A 26,219-nucleotide genomic window follows, 5' to 3' on the forward strand; every position below is an offset into this window, starting at 1 on the left:
GTTGGTATTAAGTGTGGGAAGGCTTTAGACTAATCCAAAAATAGCCCCCCCATTATAACCACCCAATCCAAGATCAGCTGCTTTTCCCGTCATCCAAAACCACTTCAACCCCGAAGTGATCTGAAACTACAGGCTTATTCACATCATTAAAAATGACCCGGGACGACCTGACGTCCACTTTCTCACTGGACAGTACAAGATCAATCCTTAAATCGACCTTATTCTCATCCCAACCGGCAATCTTCCCTTCAACGGTGACGCCGAGGCCCCGTTCTGCAGCCTCATCAAATGTGTCGACAAGTCCTTTTGAAAGAAGATAATCGTATCCTTCCTCACGAACCCATGCATTGTTGTTGAAGTCCCCCATTAAAAAGTAGGGGAATTCAGGGGTGACTTGCTCCATCAAGGAATCAACCTGAAACTTGAACGGTTCTTCTTCGTCCGTCCACCAGCCGAGGTGGCAGGAGTAGAAGGTGAGGGGCTTTCCTTCATATGAAATCGTGGCCCCTACGATCTTCCGGGTTTTCCAGTAGGATGGGTCATGGCTTTTTGAGATGAAGAAGCGGTGTTCTTCTATGACCGGGTGCTTCGTCAATATCGCCACGCCTTCTTCATAGACGTCGTACCCGATATGAGCGAAGTCCCAGACGAGTGTGTAATCCGTCACGCCGCATTTCTCCAATTCCCCAAGAAGGACGAGGGCAAAATTGTCTTTTTTAACTAAGCCCTCCACTGGTTCACTTTCGATCAGCTGACTGACTTCCTGCAAGGCGATGACATCATAGGATTTATCCGCGATGTCAGTGGCCAGGATCGAGATTTTTTCGAGTTGGTTGTCTTCTTGCCATGAGTGACCATTCAACGTGAGTAATTTCATGTCTTACGCTCCCAGCAGATCTTGAATGTCAGACTTGATGACGTCTGCTTTCGGACCATAGATGGCTTGTACGCCTTTGTCTTTCAGGATGAGTCCCAATGCTCCGTTTTTCTTCCAATCCTGTTCAGTCCCGACAAGGCTTGTGTCTTTTACTGTTACACGAAGGCGGGTCATACATGCATCCACGTCTACGATGTTGTCTTTACCGCCAAGCATGGCAACGACTTTCGGAGCGATGGAATCGGCACTTACGGTACCGCCGCCGGTTGCAGCTTCATCTTCAATATAGTTACCATTACGACCCGGTGTCGGGAAGTTGAACTTTTTGATCAAGAAATTGGCAACCGTAAAGTTAAGAGCAAAGAATACGATACAAGCAATCACGAAGTTCACAAGGTCGACCCATAGACCGGCTTTGAGGATCATCGGAACACGGGTCAACAGTTCGATGGATCCGAAAGAGTGAACGCGGATGTTGACGATATCCACAATCGCGAAAGCAAGTCCCGTCATGATGGCATATACAACGTATAAAAGTGGGGCTGCGAACATGAACATGAATTCGATTGGTTCTGTAACACCTGTTAAGAATACAGCTAAACCAGCTGATAGGAACATCGATTTGTATTTCTTCCTCTTGTCTTTATCCACATTGCGGTACATGGCATAAGCGATACCGATCAGGGCAGCTGTGGATAAAATCATTTGACCTACTTTGAAGCGGGCAGGTGTCACGTCATTCAATAATTGCTTGTAGCTTTCTGTATCTCCTGCAGCCAGGAAGTTGTTTAAGTCAGCGATCCAGGCAAGCCATAGTGGATCTTGACCGGCAACCGTCGAACCTGCACCTGAACCAGTCAGGATTTTGTAAGTTCCGCCGAGTTCCGTGTAGTTAATTGGAACCGTTAACATATGATGCAGACCGAATGGTAATAATAGACGCTCTAATGCACCGAATACAAATGGCGCAATGATTGGTGCCGTGTTCCGGGAAGTTGCGATCCATTGACCGAAGTCATTCAGTAACCCCTGGATGACTGGCCATACAATCGCCATGATGACAGCAATGACGATGGAGCCAACGATCACAACAAATGGTACGAAACGTTTTCCATTAAAGAAGGAAAGGGCATCGGGTAATTTACTGTAGTTATAATATTTGTTGAACAGATTGGCTCCTAAGAAACCGGAGATGATTCCGACGAATACACCCATGTTTAAAGCAGGTGCACCAAGAACCGATGTGAAGTAATCAGAAACCACTAATGTTTGTCCGAAAAGAGAAGAGACCGTTGCTTCGGGATCACCGAGCATATCTCCATTAACTCCGAAGATCGCTCCGGTAATACGGTTGATCAGGACGAAGGCGATCAATGCAGCGAAGGCACCGCCCGCACGTTCTTTCGCCCACGAGCCACCGATGGCCACGGCGAACAGGATGTGAAGGTTGGTGATGACTCCCCAACCGATATCCTCCATTACTCTTGCAATCGTTTGCACTAATGTGATGTCTCCACCCATCATCGCAATCAACTTACCGAGGGAAATCATGATCCCTGCAGCTGGCATGACGGCCACTACCACAAGCAATGCTTTCCCGAACTTCTGCCAAAAATCAAACGACAATAAATTCTTCATAAACCCGTTTCCTCCTTAAATATCAATCTATTTGTCTATATATTTTACATGGAATGACATGTGTGCGTTTACATTTCAGATTAAATGAAATGCTGATGGGTGCCTCTTCATCATTAGAGTGCTATGTAACATGAAAATAGATGCAACCGTTTGCACTAACTAAACACATTTTATGATATCCCTTTCAAGAAAGCAACAACAAAATATTATTTTAGGAAAATATTATTAGCTGGAGGGACGGACCTTGGTAGGGGAAGAGGTGTTGCAGGGAAAGTGGATAACTACCCTGGTTGTTTAGTAGGGGGAGGAATGGAAGGGAGGGATGGATTGTGGATTGTGGATAATTTTAAGGGGGGGAATGGTGGAGTCATTGTGGATGGAATAAGGATGTGGATAAGTGTCGGAGGATTGATGAGCCGACATTCTAATTCAATTAATTCCTGACGAATTCACCGCGTATTCAAGAAAAAAGCATCCGATCTCTCAAGATTGGATGCTTATCACCATTATTTCAACAATCGCAGACCATTTAAGATGACCAATATCGTACTACCTTCATGCCCAATCACTCCATAAGGGAGATCGAGGATTTGCAGGAAGTTCGACGCGATCAACAGCATGATGACAGCGATGGAGAAGACTACATTTTGTTGCACAATCCGCTTCATTTTTTTCGATAGTTTAATCGCTTCCGCAATTCGGGTAAGGTCATTTTTCATCAACACCACATCGGCTGTTTCCAGGGCGACATCGGTTCCTTCACCCATGGCGATTCCGACGTTGGCCGTTGCAAGTGCCGGCGCGTCGTTGATCCCGTCCCCGACCATTCCGACCGTGCCGAATTGGCGTTTCAGCCTTTTCAGTTCGTCTACTTTCGTTTCCGGCAGGCACTCGGCAATGAAGGAGGCAACTTTGGCTTCTTCGGCAATGGCACGGGCCGTCTTTTCATTGTCTCCTGTCAGCATGATCGTTTGGACGCCTTCATCTTTCAGGAGCTGCAAAGCTTTAATGGTTTCTTCACGCATCACATCTTTCAGTGCGATCAATGCGACAATTTCATTCTCTTTGGCAACGAAGACCGTCGTTTTTCCTTCAGAAGCGATTCTTCCAAAGGCACCATCCTTAAATTGTTCTGCTAACACTTTATCCACAAAATCGGCTTTCCCGATTTTCCATTCGGCACCGTCCACAACCGCTCTGACTCCCCAGCCGGATACGTCCTCGAGGGAATCAGGCTGTGAGAGTTCCAGGTTTAACTCGCGGGTTGCGTGGCGGACGATGGCTTGAGCAAGTGGATGATTCGACTGGTTTTCAATCGAAGCAACGGTAGCCATGACTTCACGTTCATCCACATGATTCGCAACTACTATATCGGTCACGACTGGCTTTCCTTTCGTCAACGTCCCCGTTTTATCAAAGGCAATCGCTTTGATGTTGCTTAAGTTTTCCAAGTGGGCGCCGCCTTTGAAAAGAATTCCGTGACGGGCACCGTTTGAAATGGCCGATAAACTCGCTGGCGTGATCGCGGCAACCAGTGCACAAGGTGAAGCCACAACAAGCAGGACCATTGCCCGGTAGAATGTTTCTGTCCAGCTCCATCCGAGGAAGAAGTGTGGAACGAACATCATCAGGAAGACTACGGCAAGCACGACTTTTACATAGGTTCCTTCAAAGCGTTCGATGAACTGCTGGGAAGGCGATTTTTCGCTTTGGGCTGATTGCACGAGATCAATGATTTTCTGAAATAGGGTTTCGCTGCTTGGTTTGGTCATTTCAATGGTGATGGCACCGTTGATGTTGACCGTTCCAGCGAACACTTCATCTGTTTGACCTTTTGTTACAGGGACGGCTTCCCCTGAAATGGCTGCTTCATCGATGGACGTTGTTCCTTTTACGACAACACCATCTGTTGGCACGCGTTCACCTGGTTTAATTAAAATATGGTCGCCGATCTCAAGACTTGAAACGTGGACTTTCTTTTCACCAGATCCTGTCACGAGCCATGCTTCTTCAGGTTGAAGCTGCATGAGTGCGGAGATCTCCTTCTGACTTTTGTTCATGGTATACGTTTCAAGTGCGCCACTGACTGCGAAGATGAAGATGAGGATGGCGCCCTCTGTCCAGTAACCGATGATGGCAGATCCGACAGCGGCAAAAATCATCAGCATTTCTACATTCAGTTCTTTGTTTTCAATGGTTTCTTCGATTCCTTCTTTGGCTTTGGCGAACCCGCCGATGGCAAAGGCGAGGAGATAGAAGGTGATGCTTAAGGTGGAGTCGTTGTTAGACGTCAACCATCCCAGTAAAATAAACACACCGCTGACCAGTGCGGCGATCAATTCTGCATGAGTCTTTATTTTTTCAAAGAAGTTAATTTTTTCATTAGGTGTCCCCATGGTTAAGGCTTTGGATTGTGAGCTCATAGCGTATTCCTCCTTTAGTTAAATGAAAATACGGGATTCTCATTGAGAATAATAATCAACGTCAATACCCTTATAAAACGACGAAAGCTGCCACCAATGAAAGGTGACAGCAAAACTGCACGTGCTCTTAGATGATTTTATATGAAGTTAGTAATTTATAATTATTATAATCTAATCCTATCACATGTATATGAGAATGGAAAGAGTTTTGTGCTAGTTATTCTGGGTTATTTCATTGCGTCGATTTTGAAGGGAAAAGACGAGTAAGCTCACAAAAATCATCAGCATCATGCATGCGATTAAATAGAAGAAACTCGAGCCTTTAAACCAGTCGATCGTGATCCCTCCTACGAATGGTCCGATCATGCTTCCAAAGCTGAAGAAGATTCCGCACATGATGTTACCGGCAGGAAGTAATTCTTTAGGCAGAAGATCCGTCATATAACTAATACCGAGTGAAAAAGTCGATCCGACGGCCATGCCGGCTAAAGTAAAGCAGATAAATAGGCCAATGGTGGATTCAGAGACGATTCCTGCGGCAGAAAAGCAGAGGAAGCCGATCATCATGACGATGAGCAGGACATTTTGTCTGCCATATTTGTCACTCACAATTCCAAGTGGAACCTGGGATATGATGCTTCCTACTGCAAAAGCAGGCAGGAGGATCGCGACGGCTTCAATGGAAAGACCGTTTCGCAGTGCGAAAACAGGAAAGTTCCCGTTTAATGAAGCTTCCAGGAATCCGTATCCCAATGGAGGCAGCAGGGCGACCCAGGCATACTTGAGAACCTTTCCGAAACGGTGAAAAGATCCAAGGAACGAGGCACTGCCGATATTATGCTGGTCGGGGAATTCGTTTTGTAATTTAAAGACGAACATCCACACGGTCAGGCTTAATAAGGAAGAGATGATGAATGGCAGTGCTTGATGGATGGTGATGAGCTGTGTCATCATCGGTCCGACGGCAAAGCCGACTCCAAAAGAGACCCCGTAGATGGATATGTTACGTCCGCGATGTTCTTTCGATGAAAACGATGTGATCCATGTCTGGGTGGCAAAGTGAAGCATGTGATCGCCGATTCCGATGCAAAGACGCAGGAAGAACCAGAACCAGAAGGATTTCCAGACCGGGAACAGTAAGAGTGACGCTGCCACCACGATTCCCCCGATGATGATCATCGGTTTGTATCCCATCTTCTGAAGTGGTCTTTCCATTAATGGAGAGGCGAGTAAGATTCCTATATATAGTGCGGTTGCGTTTAATCCGTTCAAGGAGGAAGAAACGCCGTCCTGTTCGAATATGATGGCGATTAAAGGAAGGAGCATCCCTTGTGAGAACCCCGAAATCGCGACGATTCCGACAAGGACCCAGAAACGGAAGGTTAGTGTTTGATTCATTTGCAAAAACTCCCAATCATTGATGATTACTTCTTAGATGGTACCCCCAATTTCAATGTTTGGCAATACGAAACGAATAGAGTAAAATCAAAACATCTACTAACATAATAAGGAAGGAATGAAGTGAAAATGGAATTTAACATGCAAGAAGGCGGATTTTACACAGATTTAGGGTTTGGGAAGCTGGAGGTTTCGGGTAACGAAGAGTATGGCTTTCGTCCATTCCAATTATTGGTTTCATCCGTAGCCGTGTGCAGCGGGGGAGTCCTCCGAAAAGTCCTGGAGAAAATGCGCATCGAATTTGACGACATACATATCAAAGCAGACGTCACCCGTAACGAAGCCGAAGCCAACCGCGTCGAAGCCATCTCCCTTCACTTCACCATCAGAGGGACGGACCTCGACAAAAACAAAATCGAAAAAGCCATGAAGCTCACACGCAAAAACTGCTCCATGGTCCAATCCGTACAAGACAGCATCAAAATCGAAGAAACCTTTGAGTTAGTGCAGTAAGACGTTGAGAAAGAGCGATGAGGGACGGCGATGAGGGACGGACCTTTAAGGAGTATGAGGCCTATTGAATCAAGGTTTATAACTAGATGAAGGTCCGTCCTTCAGTGCAGTAAAGTAATGAGGGACGGACCTCAAAACAGCTACAAGCCTCATTGTATAAAGGTTATAGCCCAGATGAAGGTACGTCCCTCAATACAGTAAAATGGTAAAGGACGGACCTCTATCTCAGCATAAACCCCACTACATCAAGGTTCTCATCTGATTTAGAGGTCCGTCCCTCTTCAAGGTTCCCTCTACAGGCTTAGTTCTTGTGGTTCTTTGCCTGTTTTTTCGTAGTAGAGGATGGTTTTGGGTGTGAGTTTGAGGAGCATGTATTCCGGGTCGTCGGGGCTTGCGATCCAGGATTTGAGTTGGTCGTTCCAGAATTTTTCTTTGAGTTCTTTGGATTCTTCGACGGAAGCTTCTGCTTCGATTTCTACATAGTGTTCATGATCGGAATCGCGGTCATGGCCCAGAAGGATATGAACATGAGGGTTCTGCGCGATGTCTTCCGCTTTGTGCGCATGCTCATTGGTTGCGGTGTAGAGTGTAAGGTCTTCATGGTAAAACATCATAAAGCGTGAATACGGTTTGTTGTCGCGAATCGTGGCAAGGGTGCCGATTTTATGGTGGGAAAAAAGCTCAACGATCTTATCTTTTAAGGTTTGTGACATGGGTTGTACCTCCTAATTGGGTTCTATCTATAATGTGTCTCATCTCCCTTGATTTAAACAAATTTTCTTTAGGAAAGAAGGATCTTACAGATGAATAAAGTATTTGCACTGCTTGTATTTGCAGGAGTTCCGATCTCGGTCATCGGCTCACTGCTTCATTGGCCGAATGTCATCATGTTCGTGATCTACTGTGTGACGATCATTGCCCTTGCAGCTTTTATGGGAAGATCGACGGAAAGTTTGGCCGTTGTGTCGGGACCCCGTATCGGCGGATTATTGAATGCGACCTTTGGAAACGCGGTTGAACTCATTATTTCTATTTTTGCGTTAAAAGCTGGTTTGATCGGCGTCGTGCTGGCGTCCTTGACGGGATCTGTGCTTGGAAATCTGCTCTTAGTTGCCGGTTTGTCCTTTTTTGTTGGGGGAATCAAGTTCAAACGTCAGAAGTTCAATGTGTTTGATGCCCGCCACAACTCGGGGCTGCTCATGTTTGCGATCATCGTGGCATTCGTGATTCCGGAAGTATTCGCCCAGGATATGAACGAAGCGAAGACCATGACCCTTTCCATCGGTGTTTCGGTCATCTTAATCGCCCTTTATTTATTTGCCTTATTCTTCAAGTTAGTGACTCACCGCGGGGTGTATCAGCATGAAAGCGAAGAGGGTGCGCACGCTCATGAAGAGCCGGAGTGGAGTAAGGGGAAAGCGTTGCTGATCCTTGCCGCTTCCACTGCAGCCGTTGCCTATGTATCGGAACGCCTCGTTCATACGTTTGAAGAGGTCGGGAACACGTTCGGCTGGAGCGAACTGTTCATCGGGGTCATCATCGTAGCCATCGTCGGAAATGCTGCTGAGCATGCGTCGGCGATCATTATGGCTTATAAAAATAAGATGGATATCGCTGTGGAGATTGCAGTCGGATCGACCTTGCAGATTGCGATGTTTGTAGCGCCGGTTCTTGTGTTGATTTCACTGTTTTTCGAAACGAGCATGCCGCTTGTGTTTACGTTACCGGAGCTTGTGGCCATGGTATCAGCCGTACTTGTCACGATCGTCATATCCAATGACGGGGAGACGAACTGGTTTGAGGGTCTTACCCTTTTGGCAGCCTACTTCATCATGGGGATTGGATTTTATCTACTATAATATAATGGAGAACCCGGCAGGTCAGTCTGTCGGGCCTTTTCTTTGTCCCGTGAAAATTCGTGTGAACCGCCTACTCAATCCTGAATAAGATAACAGAAGAGTTTTTGTGCAAAGGAATGAGAATGGTGAGAAAAAAGAAAAAACCGATTTTAGGCAAAGTCATTGATTGTAAAATCGATTTACCTCCCAGAGGATGTCCCGGGATTTTTCCCTTTGAAGGGTGTACAAATCCTATCATTCAACTAGATCAAAAAGGAATGATCAGCTGTGAAGGCATCATCAGCGGCAGAGTGCTATGTGATTATCAGCCCCTCCAAGGTGTCACGGTTACATTGTCTTCATCTTTCACGGGACTGGTCTTTGATAACGAGACTCCTGTCACGGACAGCACCGGCCGGTTTTCAACGAGAGTGACTGTGGCTCCGGGTACTTCGATCATACCTAACGTAATCGTGACCGCAACGGCAATGGTCATCGGGAAAACCATCAAGGATTCGATATCGGTGAGAGTGGACTGTATTAAATGTAAACATCCTGAACTTATGCTGGATCCGATCAAGGAACCGGTCGGGTGCAAGGGGGCAAAACTTTCTGGACGGCTATTATGCGATGGAAGGGCAATAGGGAATGCGGCCATTTCATTTATCATTGAATCACCATCCAAGCGTATCGTGATCACTCCAAATCCTGCGATTACTCAGAGTGACGGGAAATTCACGGCAACCCTGGTCCTTTTTCCTGATGTGAAGGAGACCATTACCATTACAGCAATAACGAAACTCGGAGGTAAAAAGGTTACCTCGGAAACGAGAGAAGTGAAGGTTCGATGCGTCAAATGTGAGAATCCGGACATAAAGGTAACCAATTTAAAGAAAATCGATTGCCGTGCCATCGTGAGTGGGAAAGTTACCTGTGATGGCGTACCTCAGGCGAATGTCCCGGTAACATTAACCGGCTCCCCGATTCTGAAGTATAAGCCGCCTGTCCCAGTGACTAATGAGAAGGGAGAATTTTCAGCGGTCGTCAAAGTGAAAAACGGAACAAAGTTTCAGTCCGCTTTCTATAAAGCGGAAGCAAAGGTGGATGGAAAAACAGTTTCGGACACCGATCGAGTCATTGCAGGTTGTAACAAGTGTGAAAAGCCTAAACTGACTCTCGAAGTGCCGTGCGAGGTCATCCCTTGTAAAGGCACTAAATTGACCGGACAATTAACATGCGACGGAACCCCTATCCGACATGCAGCAATCAAGATTGCGATCATAGATTCATCCCCAGGTGCTGTGGAAGTGAATCCAAATCCTGCCCGGACCAATGAGCATGGTGAATATGAAACGATGATCACTCCAGTATCGGGGAAATCTGAAGACATATCGATTCAGGCGACGACCATATTTGGTGACACAGTGATCAAGTCGATGATCAAAACGGTCAAAATCCATTGCCAATGCAAAGAACCGACCATTGAACTGGATCATATAAAAGAAATAGACTGCTGTGGAAAAGTGAGCGGTAAAGTATGTTGTGACAAGAAACCTTTGCATGATGTAAAAGTGAAGTTGTCCAGTCCGACTTTACACTTTGACCCCCATGTTGTGTCTACAGATGAACATGGCAGGTTTACCAGTGACGCGAAAGTGCCGCCGAACACGCCGTTCAAAGACGTTATCTATTCGGCAAGCATCGTGATAGAGGATGAGGAAATTGTAGAAAAAGCCTTTGTTTATGCAGGCTGCCGGAAATGCAGTGAAGTGAAACTGATATTTAAGGTGCCGCCGTATGTGGGATGCAAAGGAGCACGCCTCACAGGGAGAGTGCTGTGTGACTCCAGGCCACTTGAAGATATAAAGGTTCACTTTGAAGTAAAAGAAGAGCACTATAAGGGGGTCATCGCACCCAATCCTGCCATCACAGACGAGGAAGGAAACTATTCAGCAAAAATCATTTCTGAATACGGAATGCATGATCGTATCTCAATCCAAGCTTATGTCGTCATGGATGGCAAGAAGATTTCCACCAAGCCGTATGAAGTGCACATCAAATGTGTCTGTCCACCGGAAGAGTGCTCTTGCGAATATGATTAAAAAAGCAGGGGAGTTCAATGATGAACTCCCCTGCTTTTTTAGGGAATGTAGGAATAATTGAAAACAGGCCAGTATGCTTTGCAGGTAGAAGCCTGACTGTTTTCTTTTCAATTTAGTATAAAATAGTAGTTGAATTTTGTAAATATTCTTTCAAATAAAGTTTTTGGGATAAGCTTTTTCAACTAGGAAAAACTAACGGCAAACCCTTAAGCTTGAAAGGAGTCAACACATGAAAATCATGCGCACTGTTCTTATGGTCATACTCGCATTTTTCGTTGCAACAACGGGTATTCACGCTGAAAATAGTCCAAAAAAAGAAAATGACAAAGCACCAAAAACGACGGAGAAAACTCCGAAACCAACTGAAGATACCAGCGTAAAGATCCCAAACTCAGTATTGAACATTGCAAAGGAGAATACGTATCCCAATTCAACCCAGGATCAACCGTATCTTCAACCGAGCGAATGGTCCCAGGAATTAATCGAAACATCGAATGTGAGAATTGAAAACCCGAATCTGATCCGGATGCTGAATGAATCCACCATGAATAAAGCACCAACCATTGGATTGCGGGCAACGATCTATTTAGGGGAATGGCCTTTAAACTATGCTTCAACCGAGACCTCTCCTAACTGGGAGTATCAAAAGGTCAACACGAACTACTTCGATAACCGCGGCGGCAAATCCAATTATCAAATTCACTACGTCCAGGAAGCACAAAAAGTAGTGAAGGGTGGATTGACGGCTAAAGTCCCACACGCCGATGATGTCGAAAAGATGATGCTCATCAAAGCCATGGATAAATCAAAGCTGCCCCTTGCATTCCAAACCATTGTAGGAGCAGGGACGAAGAAGGATCAGGTGTACAATATCTCACCTAAGCGACTTGGCTACCTCTATGCCTACGCTCCGGCGATCAATGAAAAAGGAAAAGTGACCTACGGCGAAGTGTTCCTTGTGATGAAGGGAACTAAACGCTCCGTCGTCGTGAAAAATGTTACATCCCAAGGAGTCGGAGCCTGGATTCCAGTCCAGGATCACGTCCACTTCGGCTTCATGGCAAGCGAAACACCAAGATAAATGTTTAAAGAGGAGTGAAATGGGGTAAATCTTAATTTCACTCTTTTATTATTTTCGTTGATATGTTATAATAATTAGAATATTCAGAATTAAAGGAGGGATATCATGGAGTATCTACTTATTTTTGGCGGGATCCTGATTGCGTACACAGCAATAAGAATTTGGTTCGGAGCGAAAAGAGCAAAAGTATATGCCGAAAGCCTTAAGAATCAACCATACAACGCAATGGACCCGGCCCTACAGAAAATGGACCAACCCGTAAAAGAAAACCACCGCGGCCCAATCGGATAAGAAGCACACCGGATGAATGTCCGTTGTGCTTTTTTTTGGTTTTTGGTGAGGGACGGACCTTGGTTTTGGGGTTAGTGAAGTGGAAATGGAATGGGAGGGACGGACCTTGGTTTCGGATCCCATTTTTCATACAAAAAGCCCAAATCCATAACAGATTTGAGCCCCCATACTATTTCTATCGAGAAATCCTCGCTTCACGCTTCGAAAAGTCAACATCTCCATAATACATAGACTTCACAAGTACATTTGGTCCAAGGCATCGGGCCATCGGGCAGTGGCAATTCAACTCTTTCGCAAGAGGCTGTTGTTTCCACTTTTCAAAAATGGCAGGAAGCGTATCCTTCGCTATATTTCCGAGTGGTGGCGTGTCACCGAAGTCAGTGACGATGACATCACCGGTGAAAATATTTACATTCAGACGAGAACGGCCGTCAGGGTCATTACGGACGCTGACATTTTTAGCAGCATAAAGTTCCGTCAGAAAATCCAAGTCTTCCTGTGAAGAGCTGCAAGGGTAGAATGGAAGTGTTCCAAATAGCATCCACACGTTTTCATCACGGAAGGAAAGAATGTCCCTGATGGCTTCCCTGGTTTCTTCCAATGAAAGGGTTTCTAAGCTTGACGCGAAATCGGAAGGGTACATCGGGTGAATTTCGTGACGACCGCACTTCATTTCGTCTACTACCTGACGGTGGATTTTTTCCAGGTAAGGCAGGGTATTTTTATTTAACATGGTTTCTGCCGATACGAGGACTCCCTCTTGAGATAGAGCGCGGCTGTTTTCAATCATGCGGTCAAACAGCTTCTGACGCTGCTCCCTTGTTGGCTTTCGTTCCATATTGGCAAAACCGACGTCGATGAACTCATCGATCGTTCCCCAGTTGTGCGAGATGTGCAGCACATCCAGGTATGGGGCAATCATCAAGTAGCGTTCGAGATCCAGGGTCAGATTTGAGTTGATCTGGGTATGTACGCCTCTGGAATGTGCATACTTCAGTAATGGCAAGACATAATTTTCAACTGATTTCTTGGACATCATCGGCTCTCCGCCGGTAATACTAAGGGAACGAAGTGTTTTGATATCGTCGAGCTTCTGGAGAATCAATTCAATGGGAAGGGCGCTTGGATCCTTCGGGGACAGGGTATAACCGACTGCACAGTGCTCGCACCTCATGTTACAGAGTGTCGTGGTGGTGAATTCTATATTGGAAAGCGTGATATCACCATGCTCATCCACATCTAAGTAAGCCTCCCAAGGGTCATGGTCAATCGACATTTTCTTGGAGAGAGTATCAGTTTTCATTATAAAAGCTCCTTTTTAAGTAAGTCACCTATTCATTATTGAGAAACGTCCAGCCCTTGTCAATCCGAAAGTTATTGGTTACCATAGTAAACGTATTGAAAGGAGAGAGAACTCTTGGGTAAAGCAATCAACGATAAAGACTCACAAGTAAGCTATTTAAAACAACGCCTGAACCTGTTCGTCGACGTTCTGGACTCAATCGATCCCGAACAAGCGGATATAGACGATATCGATCGCCTTATTGCGATGATCGATGATATAGAAGTAAAATGCGAGCAATTTAAAAAGAGTGAGTAGGAGTCCTGGATGGGGCTCTTATTTTTTTTGAGGGACGGACCTCCTTCCTTGAAAGGTCCGTCCCTCAAAATAGATCGGTCGATGACCCCACTCTCCATCATATGCAGCCCATAAGGCAAGCATGCACAAGCAGGAAATCCCCGCATAAACGTCTAACTTTAATACAAAGCCATATTAAAGGAGCGAGCAATCCCCATGATCATCACACCCATCGAAAAACACCAATGCCAGGCAGCTAAAGATGTGATCCTGTCCGGTTTCCTCGAGCGATTCGGACTCATCGATCACACTTTGAATCCAGATATTCAGGACATATCCGTAGAGTATGACGGCATGCAACATCATTTTTTTGTAGGAAGAGAGGGTGACGACATCATCTGCACAGGCGCCATCCGAAAAGAATCACCCCACACGTATCAGATTGTGAGGATGTCAGTCCAATCCCCCTACAGGAAACGTGGTCTCGGGTGCATCATGCTCAAATTTCTGGAAGAAAAAGCACACTCCCTTGGGGCTCGCAGCCTCATCCTCGAAACGAACAAACAGTGGTCGGATGCCATCCGATTTTACCAAAACAACGGGTACATCTATAAGGATGAAGACGATGTTTCATGTTATTTCGAGAAGGAAATTCCATTGTGAAATCCCTTTCAATCTTATTCTTATAGGAGTATAATGATGTATGAAAATTAAGACTGTTATTGAGATCTTTAGAGGGGGAGAACGATGAATAAAGAGACATTACAGCAAAGTATGTACGATTTGATTGTGGAAACATCCACGAACCTGCCAAAGGATGTCAGACGTGCGATCCGGTCGGCGAAAGCCCGTGAGAACGCCGGTACGCGTTCGGCGATGAGCTTGGACACGATTTCAAATAACGTAAAGATGGCGGATGACAATGTATCACCGATTTGTCAAGATACGGGACTTCCGACTTTTAAAATAAAAACACCCGTCGGCGTGAATCAGCTTGAAATCAAAGAAGCGATCTATGCTGCCATGGTACAGGCGACGAAGGACGGGAAGCTTCGTCCAAACTCCGTTGATTCATTGACTGGGGCAAACTCAGGGGACAATCTGGGCTTAGGGACACCGGTCATCAAGTTCGAGCAGTGGGAAAAGGATTATATCGATGCGCGTCTGATCTTAAAAGGTGGCGGTTGTGAAAATAAAAACATCCAGTACAGCCTTCCGTGTGAACTTGAAGGGCTGGGCCGTGCCGGACGTGACCTGGATGGAATCCGTAAATGCGTGATGCATTCGGTGTATCAGGCCCAGGGACAAGGCTGCAGTGCCGGCTTCATCGGCGTTGGAATCGGGGGAGACCGTTCTTCAGGCTATGACCTGGCAAAAGAACAACTATTCCGTTCCGTTGATGATGTGAATGCGAATGAAGATCTTCGCAAGTTGGAAGAGTATGTGATGGACCATGCAAATGAGCTTGGAATCGGCACGATGGGATTCGGCGGCGAAACGACTCTGCTAGGATGTAAGGTTGGTGTAATGAACCGCATTCCTGCCAGCTTCTTCGTATCCGTTGCGTATAACTGCTGGGCATTCCGTCGTTTAGGGGTGAAGCTTGATGTGGAATCGGGCGGTATCGACGAATGGTTCTACCAGGAAGGCGAGAAAATCGACCTGACTCAAGGATCAGAGGCCGAGCTTGAAACGGCAGCGGCTTCTTCCGGGGAACAGCCAAACGTAGTCGTACTGGAAGCACCGATTACCGAAGAAAAAATCCGTGAGCTGAAAGTGGGAGACGTGGTTCATATCAACGGCCGTATGTACACCGGCCGTGACGCGATCCATAAACACTTGAGCGACAACGATGCACCGGTTGATCTTGACGGTCAAATCATCTATCACTGTGGTCCGGTCATGCTGAAGGACGATGAGGGCAACTGGCACGTGAAAGCGGCTGGTCCGACGACATCGATTCGCGAGGAGCCTTATCAAGGGGATATCATGAAGCGTTTCGGTATCCGGGCGGTCATCGGAAAAGGCGGAATGGGTCCGAAAACCCTTGCTGCCTTGAAAGATCACGGCGGAGTGTACCTGAATGCCATCGGTGGAGCGGCTCAGTACTATGCAGATTGTATCAAGGGTGTAGACGGAGTGGATCTGATGCAGTTCGGTATTCCAGAAGCGATGTGGCACCTGAATGTGGAAGGCTTCACAGCGGTTGTGACGATGGATTCCCATGGTAACAGCCTGCATGAAGAAGTGGATAAATCGTCATTGGAAAAATTAGCTCAGTTTAAAGAGCCTGTTTTTAAATAAGGAAATGGAACCACCTCGTTAAAGTTGCGGGGTGGTTTTTCTATTGGGTATTTATGTTAAAATATGAAACCATAAAGACTATTTTTCGTATTACATACAAACAGGATCTGGAGGGCTACGATGATTTTCAATAAATTAGTGAGCATGTTGTTTCTTTCCTTGATGGTGTTCTTAACAGGGTGTGCAAGCAATAGTGAAAAATCGAATATCACTTCCATTAAAGATGTGAACGTTGATACGTTAAAAGAAAACAGTGGAACCTATGTGGGGGATAACTCCAAAGTCAGTGCGATCCTTCAGGAATTGCCCGGGGGGGAAACGATTCAGGAGATCGATCTTTCAGGGGAAATGGTGAAGGTGACCTATGGCCATAAAGAAGAGAGCCTCACTCAAAGTGAAGTGAATGAGTTTTGGTTTGATGGTAATCATGCCGACCGGAAGAACTTTTATTACAACGCCATCTACCTGACCCTTCTCGTTCCGAATGCAGAGGAATATCACTTCCAAGTAGACGAATCCATGGTATCCGTTTCAAGGGAAAAAATGGTCAAGAACCTCCAGGATGAATTTGAAGAATTCCCAACTGGCCAAGCCATCTGGGATAAAAAAATCGTATCTCAATTCATCGATGAACACAACGGAAAACTAACCGAAATGGCCACGAAGTATCAGACGTTTTTTGAGTGAGGGACGGACCTTTAGAGCTTGTCTGTTCACAATTTGGCGCAGCAAGTGTTGATAAGTGCCGCGACAAACATTGAAGGTACCGCAACAAATCTTTGCTGCAAAACAAAAATTCACATCATCACACCCATATATGGATACTTTTAGTACACATGAATCCTCCCCATTCTCAAAAACTAAGGGAAACGGAAGTGAAAGAAGGGTTCAATTTTGCGGAATTCACTAAAAGTGTTGATGATAGCGTCAATCTTAGTATTACTCATCCCTGCACAAGCTTATGCAGTTTCGAATAATCCGATTGGCTGGGGATTTAAGAAGAGTCAGAATGAAGTTCCTGCAGAAGCAGGAACTCAGCATGATCGGCTGCTTGAGAAATATGATGCTTTTTACAAAGGATCACCGGATAAAAAAGTCCTGTATCTGACCTTTGATAACGGGTATGAAAATGGCTACACAGGTCAGATCCTTGATGTCTTGAAACAGGAAAAAGTACCGGCGACCTTCTTCGTGACAGGTCACTATTTACTTAGCGCTGAAGATCTGGTCAAGCGCATGGTGAAAGAAGGGCATATCGTCGGGAACCATTCCTGGCATCACCCGGACTTCACGGCAAGCTCGGATCAAAAAATCCGGGAAGAGCTGCAAAAAGTAAAAGTGAAAACGAAGGAACTGACAGGTCAGAAAGAAATGAACTACCTGCGTCCCCCAAGAGGTGTATTCTCTGAACGCACTCTCCAAATTGCGAAAGAGGAAGGTTACACTCACGTCTTTTGGTCCCTCGCCTTTATCGATTGGAAAACCGATCAGCAAAGAGGATGGCAATACTCGTACGACAATATCATGGCCCAAGCCCACCCAGGCGCGATCATCCTTCTGCACTCCGTCTCCAAAGACAACGCAGACGCCATGGAAAAATCCATAAAGGACCTAAAGAAAAGAGGCTACACCTTCAAAAGCCTGGATGAACATCCAATGATGAAAAAATAAGAGGGACGGACCTTCATTCCTAGGACCTGGTCCTAGGAAATGAGGTCCGTCCCTCAACTCTTTAATACCAAAGCACACTGTCATCGGCATCTTTCCGGTCACAATCGGCCAACCTATACATATGGTCCGCCATTTCCCCGTTTTGTACATACTCGATATTCTCACAGGACATCTTTACAATCTCACCATTACCGAACGTATCCCGCCGTGAGTCCCTTACGGAATGAAGGACATTCCCGTCAAACTCGAGGTCGTGCAAAATAGGATCACCTTCTTCTGTATAAGAAACAATCCGAATGCGATCCTCCACATCATCCACCACATTCTGATAAAACTCTTCAAACCTCTCCATATTCTCTACATTCCCATGAGTATTCACTATATCTGTCTCCACAGGCTCATAAGCCCCCGCTTGTTTCCCCGCTTGAGTCTCCACCTGATTGCCGGGCTCCCCGCAACCACCCACACAGAATAAAAGGAACAAACCAGCCATCATCCATCTCTTCACCAATTACATCATCCCTTTCAGAAATTCCATGAGGTCCGTCCCTGTACTTCAGCCCCCATACTTTCAGAGGTCCGTCCCTCAGCTATTGTATTAGACGAACGACAACGTTGAGGTGTTACACCGACGGTATGCTATAATACACATACAAGTTTTGTGCGGAAGGATGAGGATGATGGTGATAAGGAATGTTAAGGTTGAAGGTCCGTATGATTTTGACCGGGTACTGGAGAGGCTGGCGCTGGATCCGTTGAACGCAGTGGATCAGGAAGACCGAAGCGTGAAGGTTCCCTACTATCTCTCTGATGGGAAAGGGGAGGTCATCAAGGTTCAGGCGACAGGCACCACGGATCAGCCTGAGTTCAGCATGACGTTTGAAAATGAAGAAAATCTTGAAGAGAAGCAGAGCCGAATCTCGGACATTTTCCAGTGGCACACCGGTCTCCGGGACATGCATGAGCACTTCCTGCAGACCGACCTGAAGCCCATTTTCGAGGAGCATATCGGGACGCCCATCATCTTGGAATTCGACCCGTTTGCAACGATTATCAAAAGCATCGTCCATCAGCAGCTGAACCTGAAATTTGCCTTCACCCTGACCCATCGTTTTGTCACAAAATATGGCTGGCAAAAGGATGGGGTCTGGTTCTATCCATCACCGGAAATAGTCGCCGGGCTCACTGTGGAAGAACTGCGGGAGCTGCAATTCAGTCAGCGGAAAGCGGAATATGCGATCGGCATCGGGCAAAAGGTATCGAACGGCGAACTGGACCTGGACAAACTGGCCGAGCAGCCGGACGAAGAAGTGATCAAGGAACTTACCAAAATCCGGGGCATCGGCCCATGGACAGCCCAAAGCTTTCTGTTATTCGGACTCGGTCGGCCGAATCTCTTCCCGAAAGCGGATATCGGCATCCAAAATGCCGTCAAGAAATTATTCCAAATGGATCAAAAACCGACCATGGATGAGCTTGACCAATTCAGCACATCCTGGCATCCTTATTTAAGCTATGCATCCTTGTATTTATGGAGAAGTATCGAATAGAACGGACGTGAACCAATGAAAAAGCAATACGAGAAAAAGCAACATAATGAAGTGAAAATCGAGCTGAAACAACAGTTTCCTCTGACCATAAAAAAAATCGGCATCAACGGTGAAGGAGTCGGTTTCTTTAAACGAAAGATCGTCTTCGTACCTGGAGCACTGACCGGAGAAGAAGTGGTCGTCGAAGTGACCAAGGTCCACCCGAAATTCACCGAAGCCCGCATCAAAAAGATACGGAAGAAGTCACCACAGCGTACCAAAGCTCCATGCCCGGTATACGAGCAGTGCGGAGGCTGCCAGCTTCAGCATCTCTCATATGAAGGACAACTGGATGCCAAACGGGACATCCTGCTTCAATCTCTCGAGCGTCACACGAAGCTTAGATTGGAAGACTTGGACATCCGTCCGACGATTGGAATGGACAATCCATGGCACTACCGGAACAAAAGCCAATTCCAAGTGGGGATCCAACACGGCAAGGCCATCGCAGGCCTATACAGCATGAACTCTAACAAGCTGATCGACATCGATGAGTGTATCGTTCAGCACCCGCTGACAAATAAAGTGACAACCGAAATCAAGCGCATCATCAACGACTTCAACATCCCTGTCTTTGATGATAAAAAGAAGAAGCCGATCCTGAAAACGATCGTCACCCGTGTCGGCTTTGAAACAGGGGAAGTTCAGGTCGTACTCGTGACGTCTGAGAAAAAAATCCCCCGCAAGGAATTGCTGATCAACGAGATCCAGAAACGACTTCCGGAAGTCGTCTCCATCGCCCAAAACATCAACCCGAAAAAAACGGCACTCGTATTTGGGGATGAAACAATCCATTTGTCCGGAAAAGAAAGCATCGAAGAACGCCTGGAAGAGTTCACCTACGAACTATCCGCACGTGCGTTCTTCCAGCTCAACCCGATCCAGACGAGTAAGTTATATAATGAAGCGAAGAAAGCAGCGGCCCTTACAGGTGAAGAAAAAGTCGTCGATGCCTACTGTGGCGTCGGAACCATCGGATTATGGCTTGCTGATGGAACCAAAGAAATCCGCGGAATGGATGTCATCAAGGAAGGAATCGATGACGCGAAGAAGAACGCCAAGAAGTTCGGAGTCGATCACGCTGAATACTTCGTCGGAGGTGCCGAAACCCTCATGCCAAAATGGAAAAACGAAGGCTGGCGTCCGGATGTGGTCGTGGTCGATCCGCCACGAACCGGTTGCGACAACAAGCTTCTTGATACGCTGAAAGAAGTAAAACCGAAGACATTCGTGTATGTATCCTGCAACCCATCGACCCTCGCCAAGGATATCGATTATTTGAAGAAGCAGTATCGGGTGGAGTATTTGCAGCCGGTGGATATGTTCCCGCAGACTGCGCACGTAGAAGTTGTGGCGAAGCTGATTCTAAAATAAAACCTTGATATCGACGATGAATTTGACACGTTCACGGTCAGCGCAGAAAATACATGTGACATCGACTTCTCTCATGAAGCGGTGAAGAATTTTTTTGAATACCTGCTTAAAACCACACTCTAAAGCAAAATCCTGGGCATCCCTCAATCATTGAGGGATGCCCATTTTAGATCACATCGGCACATCCTCCAAGCAGATGTCTGGTCAATAAGCCTGTTTATCTATTAAGATGTCCCTTGAACAACCACAAGGAGGCAAAATCATGAACAACAAATATAAAGAGCTATTATCTCCCTATACATTCAAAAACGGAGTCGAATTAAAGAACCGCATCATCATGGCACCGATGACGAATTTCTCGTCTGATGAGCAGGGTAACGTAACGGATGCAGAGGTCAACTACTATGCAAGACGTTCAAAAGATGTCAGCATGGTGATCACGGCCTGCACATATGTCACGCCTGATGGAAAGGGATTCCCGGGTGAGTTCGGCGGGGACTCCGATGAAATGATCCCGAGCCTTGAACGTTTGGCAAAGGGAATCAAGGACCAAGGTGCAAAAGCCGTCCTGCAGATTTTCCACGGAGGTGTACAATGCCCGCCTGATTTGGTTCCAGACGGGGATGTTGTGAGTGCCAGTGACATAATGAGTGAGAACGGAGAGAAGAAAGCCAGAGCGTTAACGGAAGCAGAAATCGATAATATCATCGATGCCTTCGGTGAGACGACCCGCCGAGCGATTGAAGCGGGATATGATGGCGTGGAGATCCACGGAGCGAACGGTTATCTGATCCATCAATTCTTCTCCCCGATGACAAATCGTCGTGATGACCGTTATGGGGGCAGCCTGGAAAAACGGATGACGTTCCCGCTTGCCATCGTGGATAAGGTGAAGAGTGTGGCCGCTGAGCATGCGGATCCATCGTTCCTCGTTGGATACCGTTTCTCACCTGAGGAGCCTGAAGACAATGGGTTCACGATGGGTGACACCCTTACCCTTGTAGATGCCCTTGCAGACAAGGACCTTGATTATCTTCACGTTTCCCTGTTCGAGTTCTTTTCGAAGCCAAGAAGAGGCGTGGAGGACGTTGAGAAAACAAGAATGGATTATCTATTGGAAACCATCGGTGACCGTACACCACTGCTTGGTGTAGGTTCCATCTACTCTGCCGACGATGCACATAAAGCGTTCAGTACTGGCGTTCCGCTATTGGCCCTTGGTCGTGAACTGATCATTGATCCCGATTGGCTGAAGAAGATAGAAGATGGAAGAGAAGATGACATTGTAACGGAGATCGATAAGGGGAAACAGGAAGAATTGGTCGTTCCCGATCCGTTATGGAATGCAATTGTGAATACGCCTGGCTGGTTCCCGGGAGTGTAGGGAGTCAGTCTTGAAAAGAAATGCCCTGTGAAGATTCACAGGGCATTTCTTTTATTTAACTTTCACTATGCTGAGATTCTTTGTTACCCGGTGCGAACCACCCAAACAAGGCGATACCCACAAGGACTCCGTAAAACGTGAGGGTCCAAAGGGTGCTATGAGGGAAATCGTGATCCAGGATATCAATATCTTCATGAGCCAGTGTGATGACCGCGAGCTTCACCCCGACCCAGGCAACAATGGCATAGGCGGTTGTCTCTAAAGCAGGGCGCTTTTCAAGCAGCTGCACAAACCAGGTTGCAGCATATTTGATCAAAATCAGCCCGGCAATTCCTCCGAGGACAACGATGATAAATTGTCCGCCGTCCATCCCGCCAAAATCATCAAGGGGAGAATCGGGGAGTCCAAGGGCAAGGGCCACGGCTGCGAGGATCGAATCAATCGCAAAGGCAAGGTCTGCCAATGCAATCTTCCCGACTGTCGGCCAAAAGCCTTTTCCGGCAGCTTCCTCTTCTGTGTCTTCACGAATATTTTCGTTTTCTTTTCCAAAACGTGCTTTGATGACATGCTTTAAGCCCAGGTAAAGAAGGTAGGCTGCACCAATCGCCTGGATTTGCCAGACATTTGCGATAAAGGAAATCGCAAACAAGGCACCAAAACGAAAGGCAAAGGCAAGAAAAATCCCGTATTTAATGGCCCTTTTCTTCTCATCGTCCGGAAGATGTTTCGCAATGACGGCGAGGACAAGGGCATTATCCGCTGATAACAAGCCTTCAAGGCCGATAAGGATCAGTAATGTCCATCCATATTCTAACCAGATTGATTCCAAACGTAAAACTCCTTCCTAGTGAAAAGGCAGTGATGTTATCCTTTCGAAAATAAGTCCACAGTGTTTATCTTACCACTTATTTTACATCTGATACTTTAAGGACGATAGTTTTTTCGAGAGAAAAGTACGGGCAGACTCCGTTCCAAGAAAACGGTAATAGAATGGGTATTCTTTAGTGACATACCTCAAATACTAATAACATACCCCATTAATTAATCATCTAGGGTTATTAAGGAGATGGATTATCTTGGAGTGGGAAAATTTACTTTTTAAAGCGGAAGAGCTTAATTATCTGGAGTTATTTCTCCGGACCACGATTTTGTATTTTGTTCTTTTTTTAGCAGATAAATCGTTGGGATTTCGACAGCCAGGTATTGTGACTCCTTATAATTTTTTGGTGGCTGCCGGTATTAGTCACATTGCCGCATCTCGAATGGTGCAGCCCGCTTCACGGCCAATTGATGCGATTGCGATCACATTTGTTTATATCTTAATCATCTTATTGGTCTCTTATAGTTACATAAAGGTCTCACCTTACATTGCTTCTAAAAAACAGAAAGTCCTCGTAAAAAAAGGTAAAGTGAGTAAAGGGAATTTAAGGAAGTCCATGCTCACCATCGATAACTTGTTATCTATATTAAGAAAGAAGAATGTCTTTGATTTGCAAAATGTCGAATATGTCATTGCAGAACCGAACGGAGATTTCAGTGTAGCGAAAGACAGCCTTTCTTTACCGGTCACTAAATCCAGTATGGGTATTCCAATGACCACGAAAGAACTCACTAAAATTTTGATTTATGACGGAAAAGTTGATAGAAAAATAATGAAGGAGAAACACCTTAGTATAGACTGGGTTTACTTCCAATTAAAAGAGCAGAATGTAACGGATATTGAAGAGGTCAATCTTGGTCTTATAACCGAACAGAATGAATTGTTCATTCATTAAGGAGGAGCTTTCATTGCCTGATGTATTTGGAGTGATTGAGGAGATATCATTATGGGGGTATTTAATCAGGACACTGATTGTCGGAGTTGTTGGATTCTTTGTGGGAAGATTGGTATCAAGGCGATCCGTAAGCCAATTGACAACGTATGATTTTGCCCTGATTTGGATTCTCGGTGCCATTACGGTATCTCCCTTGTTGGATGGAAAGGTATCATTTACTTATATGCTGGTTCCGTTGTTGACTTTATTCTTCTGGCACATCGTGTTCAGCCTGATTTCACTGAAAAACAGAAGGTTCAGCTTCTTCTTTAATGGGAAGCCTGCAATCCTGATCGATAATGGAAGGATTGTGCTGAAAAATCTAAAGCGGCAATTTATCAATGTCGAGCTGCTCCTATCTGAACTCCGGGTAAACGATGTCTTCGATATAAGCCAGGTCAAATATGCCATCTTAGAGCCAAACGGGTTTATATCCGTCATGAAATACGATCGGGAATCCCATGTGACACCCAAGGACCTGAATCTCCCTGTAAGTGCAACTGATATCCCCCTCGTCGTCATAAATGAAGGTAAGATCGTACATGAGAACTTAAAGGAATTTCAAGTAGACGAAGGATGGCTAATGAGTCAGTTGTTTAAAGAAAACATCGCAGATATAAATGATGTCTTTTTGGGTACTATGAATAAATCAAAGAAATTGTATGTATTAAAGAATGAAAATAACTAAAAGTTGACCTCATTCAAATGTTCTAAATGAATAGGTAACATCCAATGGCGGAACTTCATTTTTCCTTTTGCTATAATTTGTAATCGAGAATGGAACCATCGGGAAGCAGTTAAATGAACCAGTTTCAGAACGGGATGACCAGGGAGAATGGCGGTTGAAGCTTGAGACGGAGAGACAGGAAGTGTTGGGAAGGCTCAGTTTTATGATGCCGGGGGATAAGGAATATGCAGAACTGGATCGAAAGTTTAAAGAGCTGACGGAACAAATAAATAAGATAAAGTAAAAACGGGACATTTCAATCAAATTCTTTGTAATCGAAAAATCTGTATCCCAGCTATTCAACAGGAAAAAGGCATTGCGCTCAGCAATGCCTTAGTAAAAAGCCGACTTATAAAAAGGAACTACCCTTTACCAGGCACAATAAGAACCCCTTGCCTGATTAGACTGCCCATTCCAATAAGCATTATAAGCTTCACTCTTGTGTGTATCATAGCAATCACCAGTAAGATAGCCTTGAGAAAAGTAAGTTTCTTTAATACTGACCACGATAACCACCCCAGCCATAAAGGACAAGGGAATCAGAACGAATAACCAAACCAATTTGGAAAACCTCCTTTTTTTATAAACCTTGTTAGGTAAAAGCAAGTGATCGTCTTGAAGGTGTTGCTTCTGATGTTTACTTGGTGATCTCCTTCAACTATTGCTTTTTTACTCTGCAAGCTACTGAATTAAACCTGATTGCATGATGTTTGCGTCAATTTCCACCTGTGTACCACTTGTAGGAATTAGACTGTCCCCTGCTGAAACTGTTATGTCCTTCTGCCCTGTGGGTGTCATAACTTTCCCCCTTGAGATAGCCCTGGGAGAAAAATGATTCTTTAATACTGCCCACGATAACCACCCCAGCCATGAAGGATAAGGGAATCAAAACGAATAACCAAACCATTTTTGAAACCTCCTTTTTCTAAACCTTATTAGGTAAAAGCAGGTGAACGTCCTGTAGGTGGTGCTTCTGCTACCATCTTACCATTATCATATGGAAAAATATAGGTGTTAATGCAAACGCAAAGTAGGATGGCCCATTGATCTTGGTGCCAATAAGATTTAGATCTAATTGGAATGGTAGATCTCAAACCGGAATAATATTCTTAGGTGTGCTCTTTTTTTGTTCCGCAACTACGTTATAATAAACCTATAACCTTCAGGAGGTACATATGAAACAGCAAAACTATGAGAACCACAGTAAGATCGATCCTGCCTATCATGCTGGGATTGCGCTATTATCACTCATCACACTTATCCTGACGATTACGTTTTTCGTTAAGAATGTCGGGACAGAGACTTTGCTCAGCTTTGTGGTGCTGTTTGTTGTGTTGACGATCATCCTGATAGGGATAAAGCTAAGAACCTATGCTCTTCAGCTACAGGATCGCATCATCCGCACGGAGGAAAGTTTCCGCTATTATCGCTTAACGGGGAATCCGCCGGATGCCAGGTTATCCATGAAGCAGATGATTGCGCTCCGCTTTGCTCCTGATGAAGAATTCCCAGGATTAGTGGACCGTACATTAACAGAGAACTTAACGGCCAAAGATATTAAAAAAACGATACAAACTTGGCGTGCAGATCATCATCGCGTATAAACAACACAGAAG

25 protein-coding genes and 1 pseudogene are annotated in these 26,219 nt (G+C 45.5%); 17 read left to right on the forward strand and 9 right to left on the reverse strand.

Going from position 1 to position 26,219, the window contains the following annotated elements; all coding sequences use genetic code 11:
- Window positions 1-73: 73 nt before the first annotated feature.
- From DET59_RS06060 to DET59_RS06075, 4 genes are all read right to left on the reverse strand, one after another.
- The gene (locus tag DET59_RS06060; protein WP_113968704.1) at window positions 74-877 is read right to left on the reverse strand and encodes an endonuclease/exonuclease/phosphatase family protein; all 804 of its coding nucleotides are present in this window, start codon (window positions 875-877) and stop codon (window positions 74-76) included.
- Between the two features lie 3 nt (window positions 878-880).
- The gene (locus DET59_RS06065) at window positions 881-2,515 is read right to left on the reverse strand and encodes a PTS transporter subunit IIBC (RefSeq protein ID WP_113968705.1); all 1,635 of its coding nucleotides are present in this window, start codon (window positions 2,513-2,515) and stop codon (window positions 881-883) included.
- 506 nt (window positions 2,516-3,021) lie between these two features.
- Entirely contained in the window at window positions 3,022-4,938 is a 1,917-nt protein-coding gene (locus DET59_RS06070) for a heavy metal translocating P-type ATPase (protein ID WP_113968706.1), read from the reverse strand.
- 213 nt (window positions 4,939-5,151) lie between these two features.
- Window positions 5,152-6,336, reverse strand: coding sequence for an MFS transporter (locus DET59_RS06075; protein WP_113968707.1), 1,185 nt, complete (start codon window positions 6,334-6,336; stop codon window positions 5,152-5,154).
- A gap of 129 nt (window positions 6,337-6,465) precedes the next feature.
- Between DET59_RS06075 and DET59_RS06080 the strand changes: the two genes are divergently transcribed.
- Complete coding sequence (locus DET59_RS06080; RefSeq protein ID WP_113968792.1) at window positions 6,466-6,849, forward strand: OsmC family protein; 384 nt, start codon at window positions 6,466-6,468, stop codon at window positions 6,847-6,849.
- 293 nt (window positions 6,850-7,142) lie between these two features.
- On the opposite strand, the gene DET59_RS06085 is transcribed toward DET59_RS06080, so the two are convergent.
- Entirely contained in the window at window positions 7,143-7,562 is a 420-nt protein-coding gene (locus DET59_RS06085; protein ID WP_113968708.1) for a pyridoxamine 5'-phosphate oxidase family protein, read from the reverse strand.
- Window positions 7,563-7,652: 90 nt separating this feature from the next.
- Between DET59_RS06085 and cax the strand changes: the two genes are divergently transcribed.
- The 4 genes from cax (at window position 7,653) to DET59_RS06105 (ending at window position 12,161) form a co-directional block, all read left to right on the forward strand.
- A complete protein-coding gene (cax, locus tag DET59_RS06090; protein ID WP_113968709.1) occupies window positions 7,653-8,708 on the forward strand; it encodes a calcium/proton exchanger in 1,056 nt (351 codons plus the stop codon).
- A gap of 125 nt (window positions 8,709-8,833) precedes the next feature.
- Window positions 8,834-10,789: a transthyretin-like family protein gene (locus tag DET59_RS06095; RefSeq protein WP_142675564.1), complete on the forward strand. Its 1,956-nt coding sequence runs from the start codon at window positions 8,834-8,836 to the stop codon at window positions 10,787-10,789.
- Between the two features lie 229 nt (window positions 10,790-11,018).
- Window positions 11,019-11,870, forward strand: coding sequence for a YfkD famly protein (locus DET59_RS06100; protein WP_113968711.1), 852 nt, complete (start codon window positions 11,019-11,021; stop codon window positions 11,868-11,870).
- A gap of 105 nt (window positions 11,871-11,975) precedes the next feature.
- Window positions 11,976-12,161 (forward strand): hypothetical protein, encoded by a 186-nt coding sequence (locus DET59_RS06105; RefSeq protein ID WP_113968712.1) that lies wholly within the window; start codon window positions 11,976-11,978, stop codon window positions 12,159-12,161.
- Window positions 12,162-12,336: 175 nt separating this feature from the next.
- Here the strand turns inward: DET59_RS06105 and yfkAB are convergent, their stop codons facing one another.
- Window positions 12,337-13,464, reverse strand: coding sequence for a radical SAM/CxCxxxxC motif protein YfkAB (gene yfkAB / locus DET59_RS06110; protein WP_113968713.1), 1,128 nt, complete (start codon window positions 13,462-13,464; stop codon window positions 12,337-12,339).
- 114 nt (window positions 13,465-13,578) lie between these two features.
- Here yfkAB and DET59_RS06115 point away from each other — a divergent pair, with 114 nt between their 5' ends.
- The 5 genes from DET59_RS06115 to pdaA all read left to right on the forward strand — a co-directional run bounded on the left by DET59_RS06115 (window position 13,579) and on the right by pdaA (window position 17,715).
- Window positions 13,579-13,761: an SE1561 family protein gene (locus DET59_RS06115; RefSeq protein ID WP_034761313.1), complete on the forward strand. Its 183-nt coding sequence runs from the start codon at window positions 13,579-13,581 to the stop codon at window positions 13,759-13,761.
- 195 nt (window positions 13,762-13,956) lie between these two features.
- A complete protein-coding gene (locus tag DET59_RS06120; RefSeq protein ID WP_113968714.1) occupies window positions 13,957-14,403 on the forward strand; it encodes a GNAT family N-acetyltransferase in 447 nt (148 codons plus the stop codon).
- Between the two features lie 84 nt (window positions 14,404-14,487).
- Complete coding sequence (locus DET59_RS06125; protein WP_113968715.1) at window positions 14,488-16,044, forward strand: fumarate hydratase; 1,557 nt, start codon at window positions 14,488-14,490, stop codon at window positions 16,042-16,044.
- A gap of 120 nt (window positions 16,045-16,164) precedes the next feature.
- Window positions 16,165-16,731 (forward strand): DUF4825 domain-containing protein, encoded by a 567-nt coding sequence (locus DET59_RS06130; protein ID WP_113968716.1) that lies wholly within the window; start codon window positions 16,165-16,167, stop codon window positions 16,729-16,731.
- 231 nt (window positions 16,732-16,962) lie between these two features.
- Complete coding sequence (gene pdaA / locus DET59_RS06135) at window positions 16,963-17,715, forward strand: delta-lactam-biosynthetic de-N-acetylase (protein ID WP_113968793.1); 753 nt, start codon at window positions 16,963-16,965, stop codon at window positions 17,713-17,715.
- A gap of 61 nt (window positions 17,716-17,776) precedes the next feature.
- Here the strand turns inward: pdaA and DET59_RS06140 are convergent, their stop codons facing one another.
- On the reverse strand, window positions 17,777-18,223 hold the full coding sequence (locus DET59_RS06140; RefSeq protein ID WP_142675565.1) for a DUF4362 domain-containing protein: 447 nt from the start codon (window positions 18,221-18,223) through the stop codon (window positions 17,777-17,779).
- A gap of 172 nt (window positions 18,224-18,395) precedes the next feature.
- On the opposite strand from DET59_RS06140, the gene DET59_RS06145 reads away from it, so the two are divergent.
- The 3 genes from DET59_RS06145 to DET59_RS06155 all read left to right on the forward strand — a co-directional run bounded on the left by DET59_RS06145 (window position 18,396) and on the right by DET59_RS06155 (window position 22,062).
- Window positions 18,396-19,265: a DNA-3-methyladenine glycosylase family protein gene (locus DET59_RS06145; protein WP_113968718.1), complete on the forward strand. Its 870-nt coding sequence runs from the start codon at window positions 18,396-18,398 to the stop codon at window positions 19,263-19,265.
- Window positions 19,266-19,280: 15 nt separating this feature from the next.
- A complete protein-coding gene (rlmD, locus tag DET59_RS06150) occupies window positions 19,281-20,678 on the forward strand; it encodes a 23S rRNA (uracil(1939)-C(5))-methyltransferase RlmD (protein WP_113968719.1) in 1,398 nt (465 codons plus the stop codon).
- A gap of 262 nt (window positions 20,679-20,940) precedes the next feature.
- Window positions 20,941-22,062 (forward strand): NADH-dependent flavin oxidoreductase, encoded by a 1,122-nt coding sequence (locus DET59_RS06155; RefSeq protein WP_113968720.1) that lies wholly within the window; start codon window positions 20,941-20,943, stop codon window positions 22,060-22,062.
- Window positions 22,063-22,117: 55 nt separating this feature from the next.
- Here DET59_RS06155 and DET59_RS06160 read toward each other — a convergent pair whose 3' ends face one another.
- Window positions 22,118-22,891 carry a TerC family protein gene (locus tag DET59_RS06160; RefSeq protein ID WP_113968721.1) on the reverse strand — a complete coding sequence of 258 codons (774 nt, stop codon included), beginning with the start codon at window positions 22,889-22,891 and terminating at the stop codon, window positions 22,118-22,120.
- Window positions 22,892-23,138: 247 nt separating this feature from the next.
- On the opposite strand from DET59_RS06160, the gene DET59_RS06165 reads away from it, so the two are divergent.
- From DET59_RS06165 to DET59_RS21980, 3 genes and pseudogenes are all read left to right on the forward strand, one after another.
- Entirely contained in the window at window positions 23,139-23,837 is a 699-nt protein-coding gene (locus DET59_RS06165; RefSeq protein ID WP_113968722.1) for a YetF domain-containing protein, read from the forward strand.
- Between the two features lie 13 nt (window positions 23,838-23,850).
- A complete protein-coding gene (locus tag DET59_RS06170; RefSeq protein ID WP_181778068.1) occupies window positions 23,851-24,564 on the forward strand; it encodes a YetF domain-containing protein in 714 nt (237 codons plus the stop codon).
- Window positions 24,565-24,643: 79 nt separating this feature from the next.
- A pseudogene (locus tag DET59_RS21980) lies at window positions 24,644-24,847 on the forward strand (ABC transporter ATP-binding protein); the annotation flags it as partial.
- A gap of 125 nt (window positions 24,848-24,972) precedes the next feature.
- Here the strand turns inward: DET59_RS21980 and DET59_RS06175 are convergent.
- On the reverse strand, window positions 24,973-25,164 hold the full coding sequence (locus tag DET59_RS06175) for a hypothetical protein (RefSeq protein ID WP_113968724.1): 192 nt from the start codon (window positions 25,162-25,164) through the stop codon (window positions 24,973-24,975).
- Window positions 25,165-25,778: 614 nt separating this feature from the next.
- On the opposite strand from DET59_RS06175, the gene DET59_RS06185 reads away from it, so the two are divergent.
- On the forward strand, window positions 25,779-26,207 hold the full coding sequence (locus DET59_RS06185) for a DUF6526 family protein (RefSeq protein WP_113968726.1): 429 nt from the start codon (window positions 25,779-25,781) through the stop codon (window positions 26,205-26,207).
- Window positions 26,208-26,219 lie beyond the last annotated feature (12 nt).

This window comes from Rossellomorea aquimaris (genome assembly GCF_003315075.1).
Lineage (GTDB): Bacteria > Bacillota > Bacilli > Bacillales > Bacillaceae_B > Rossellomorea > Rossellomorea aquimaris_C.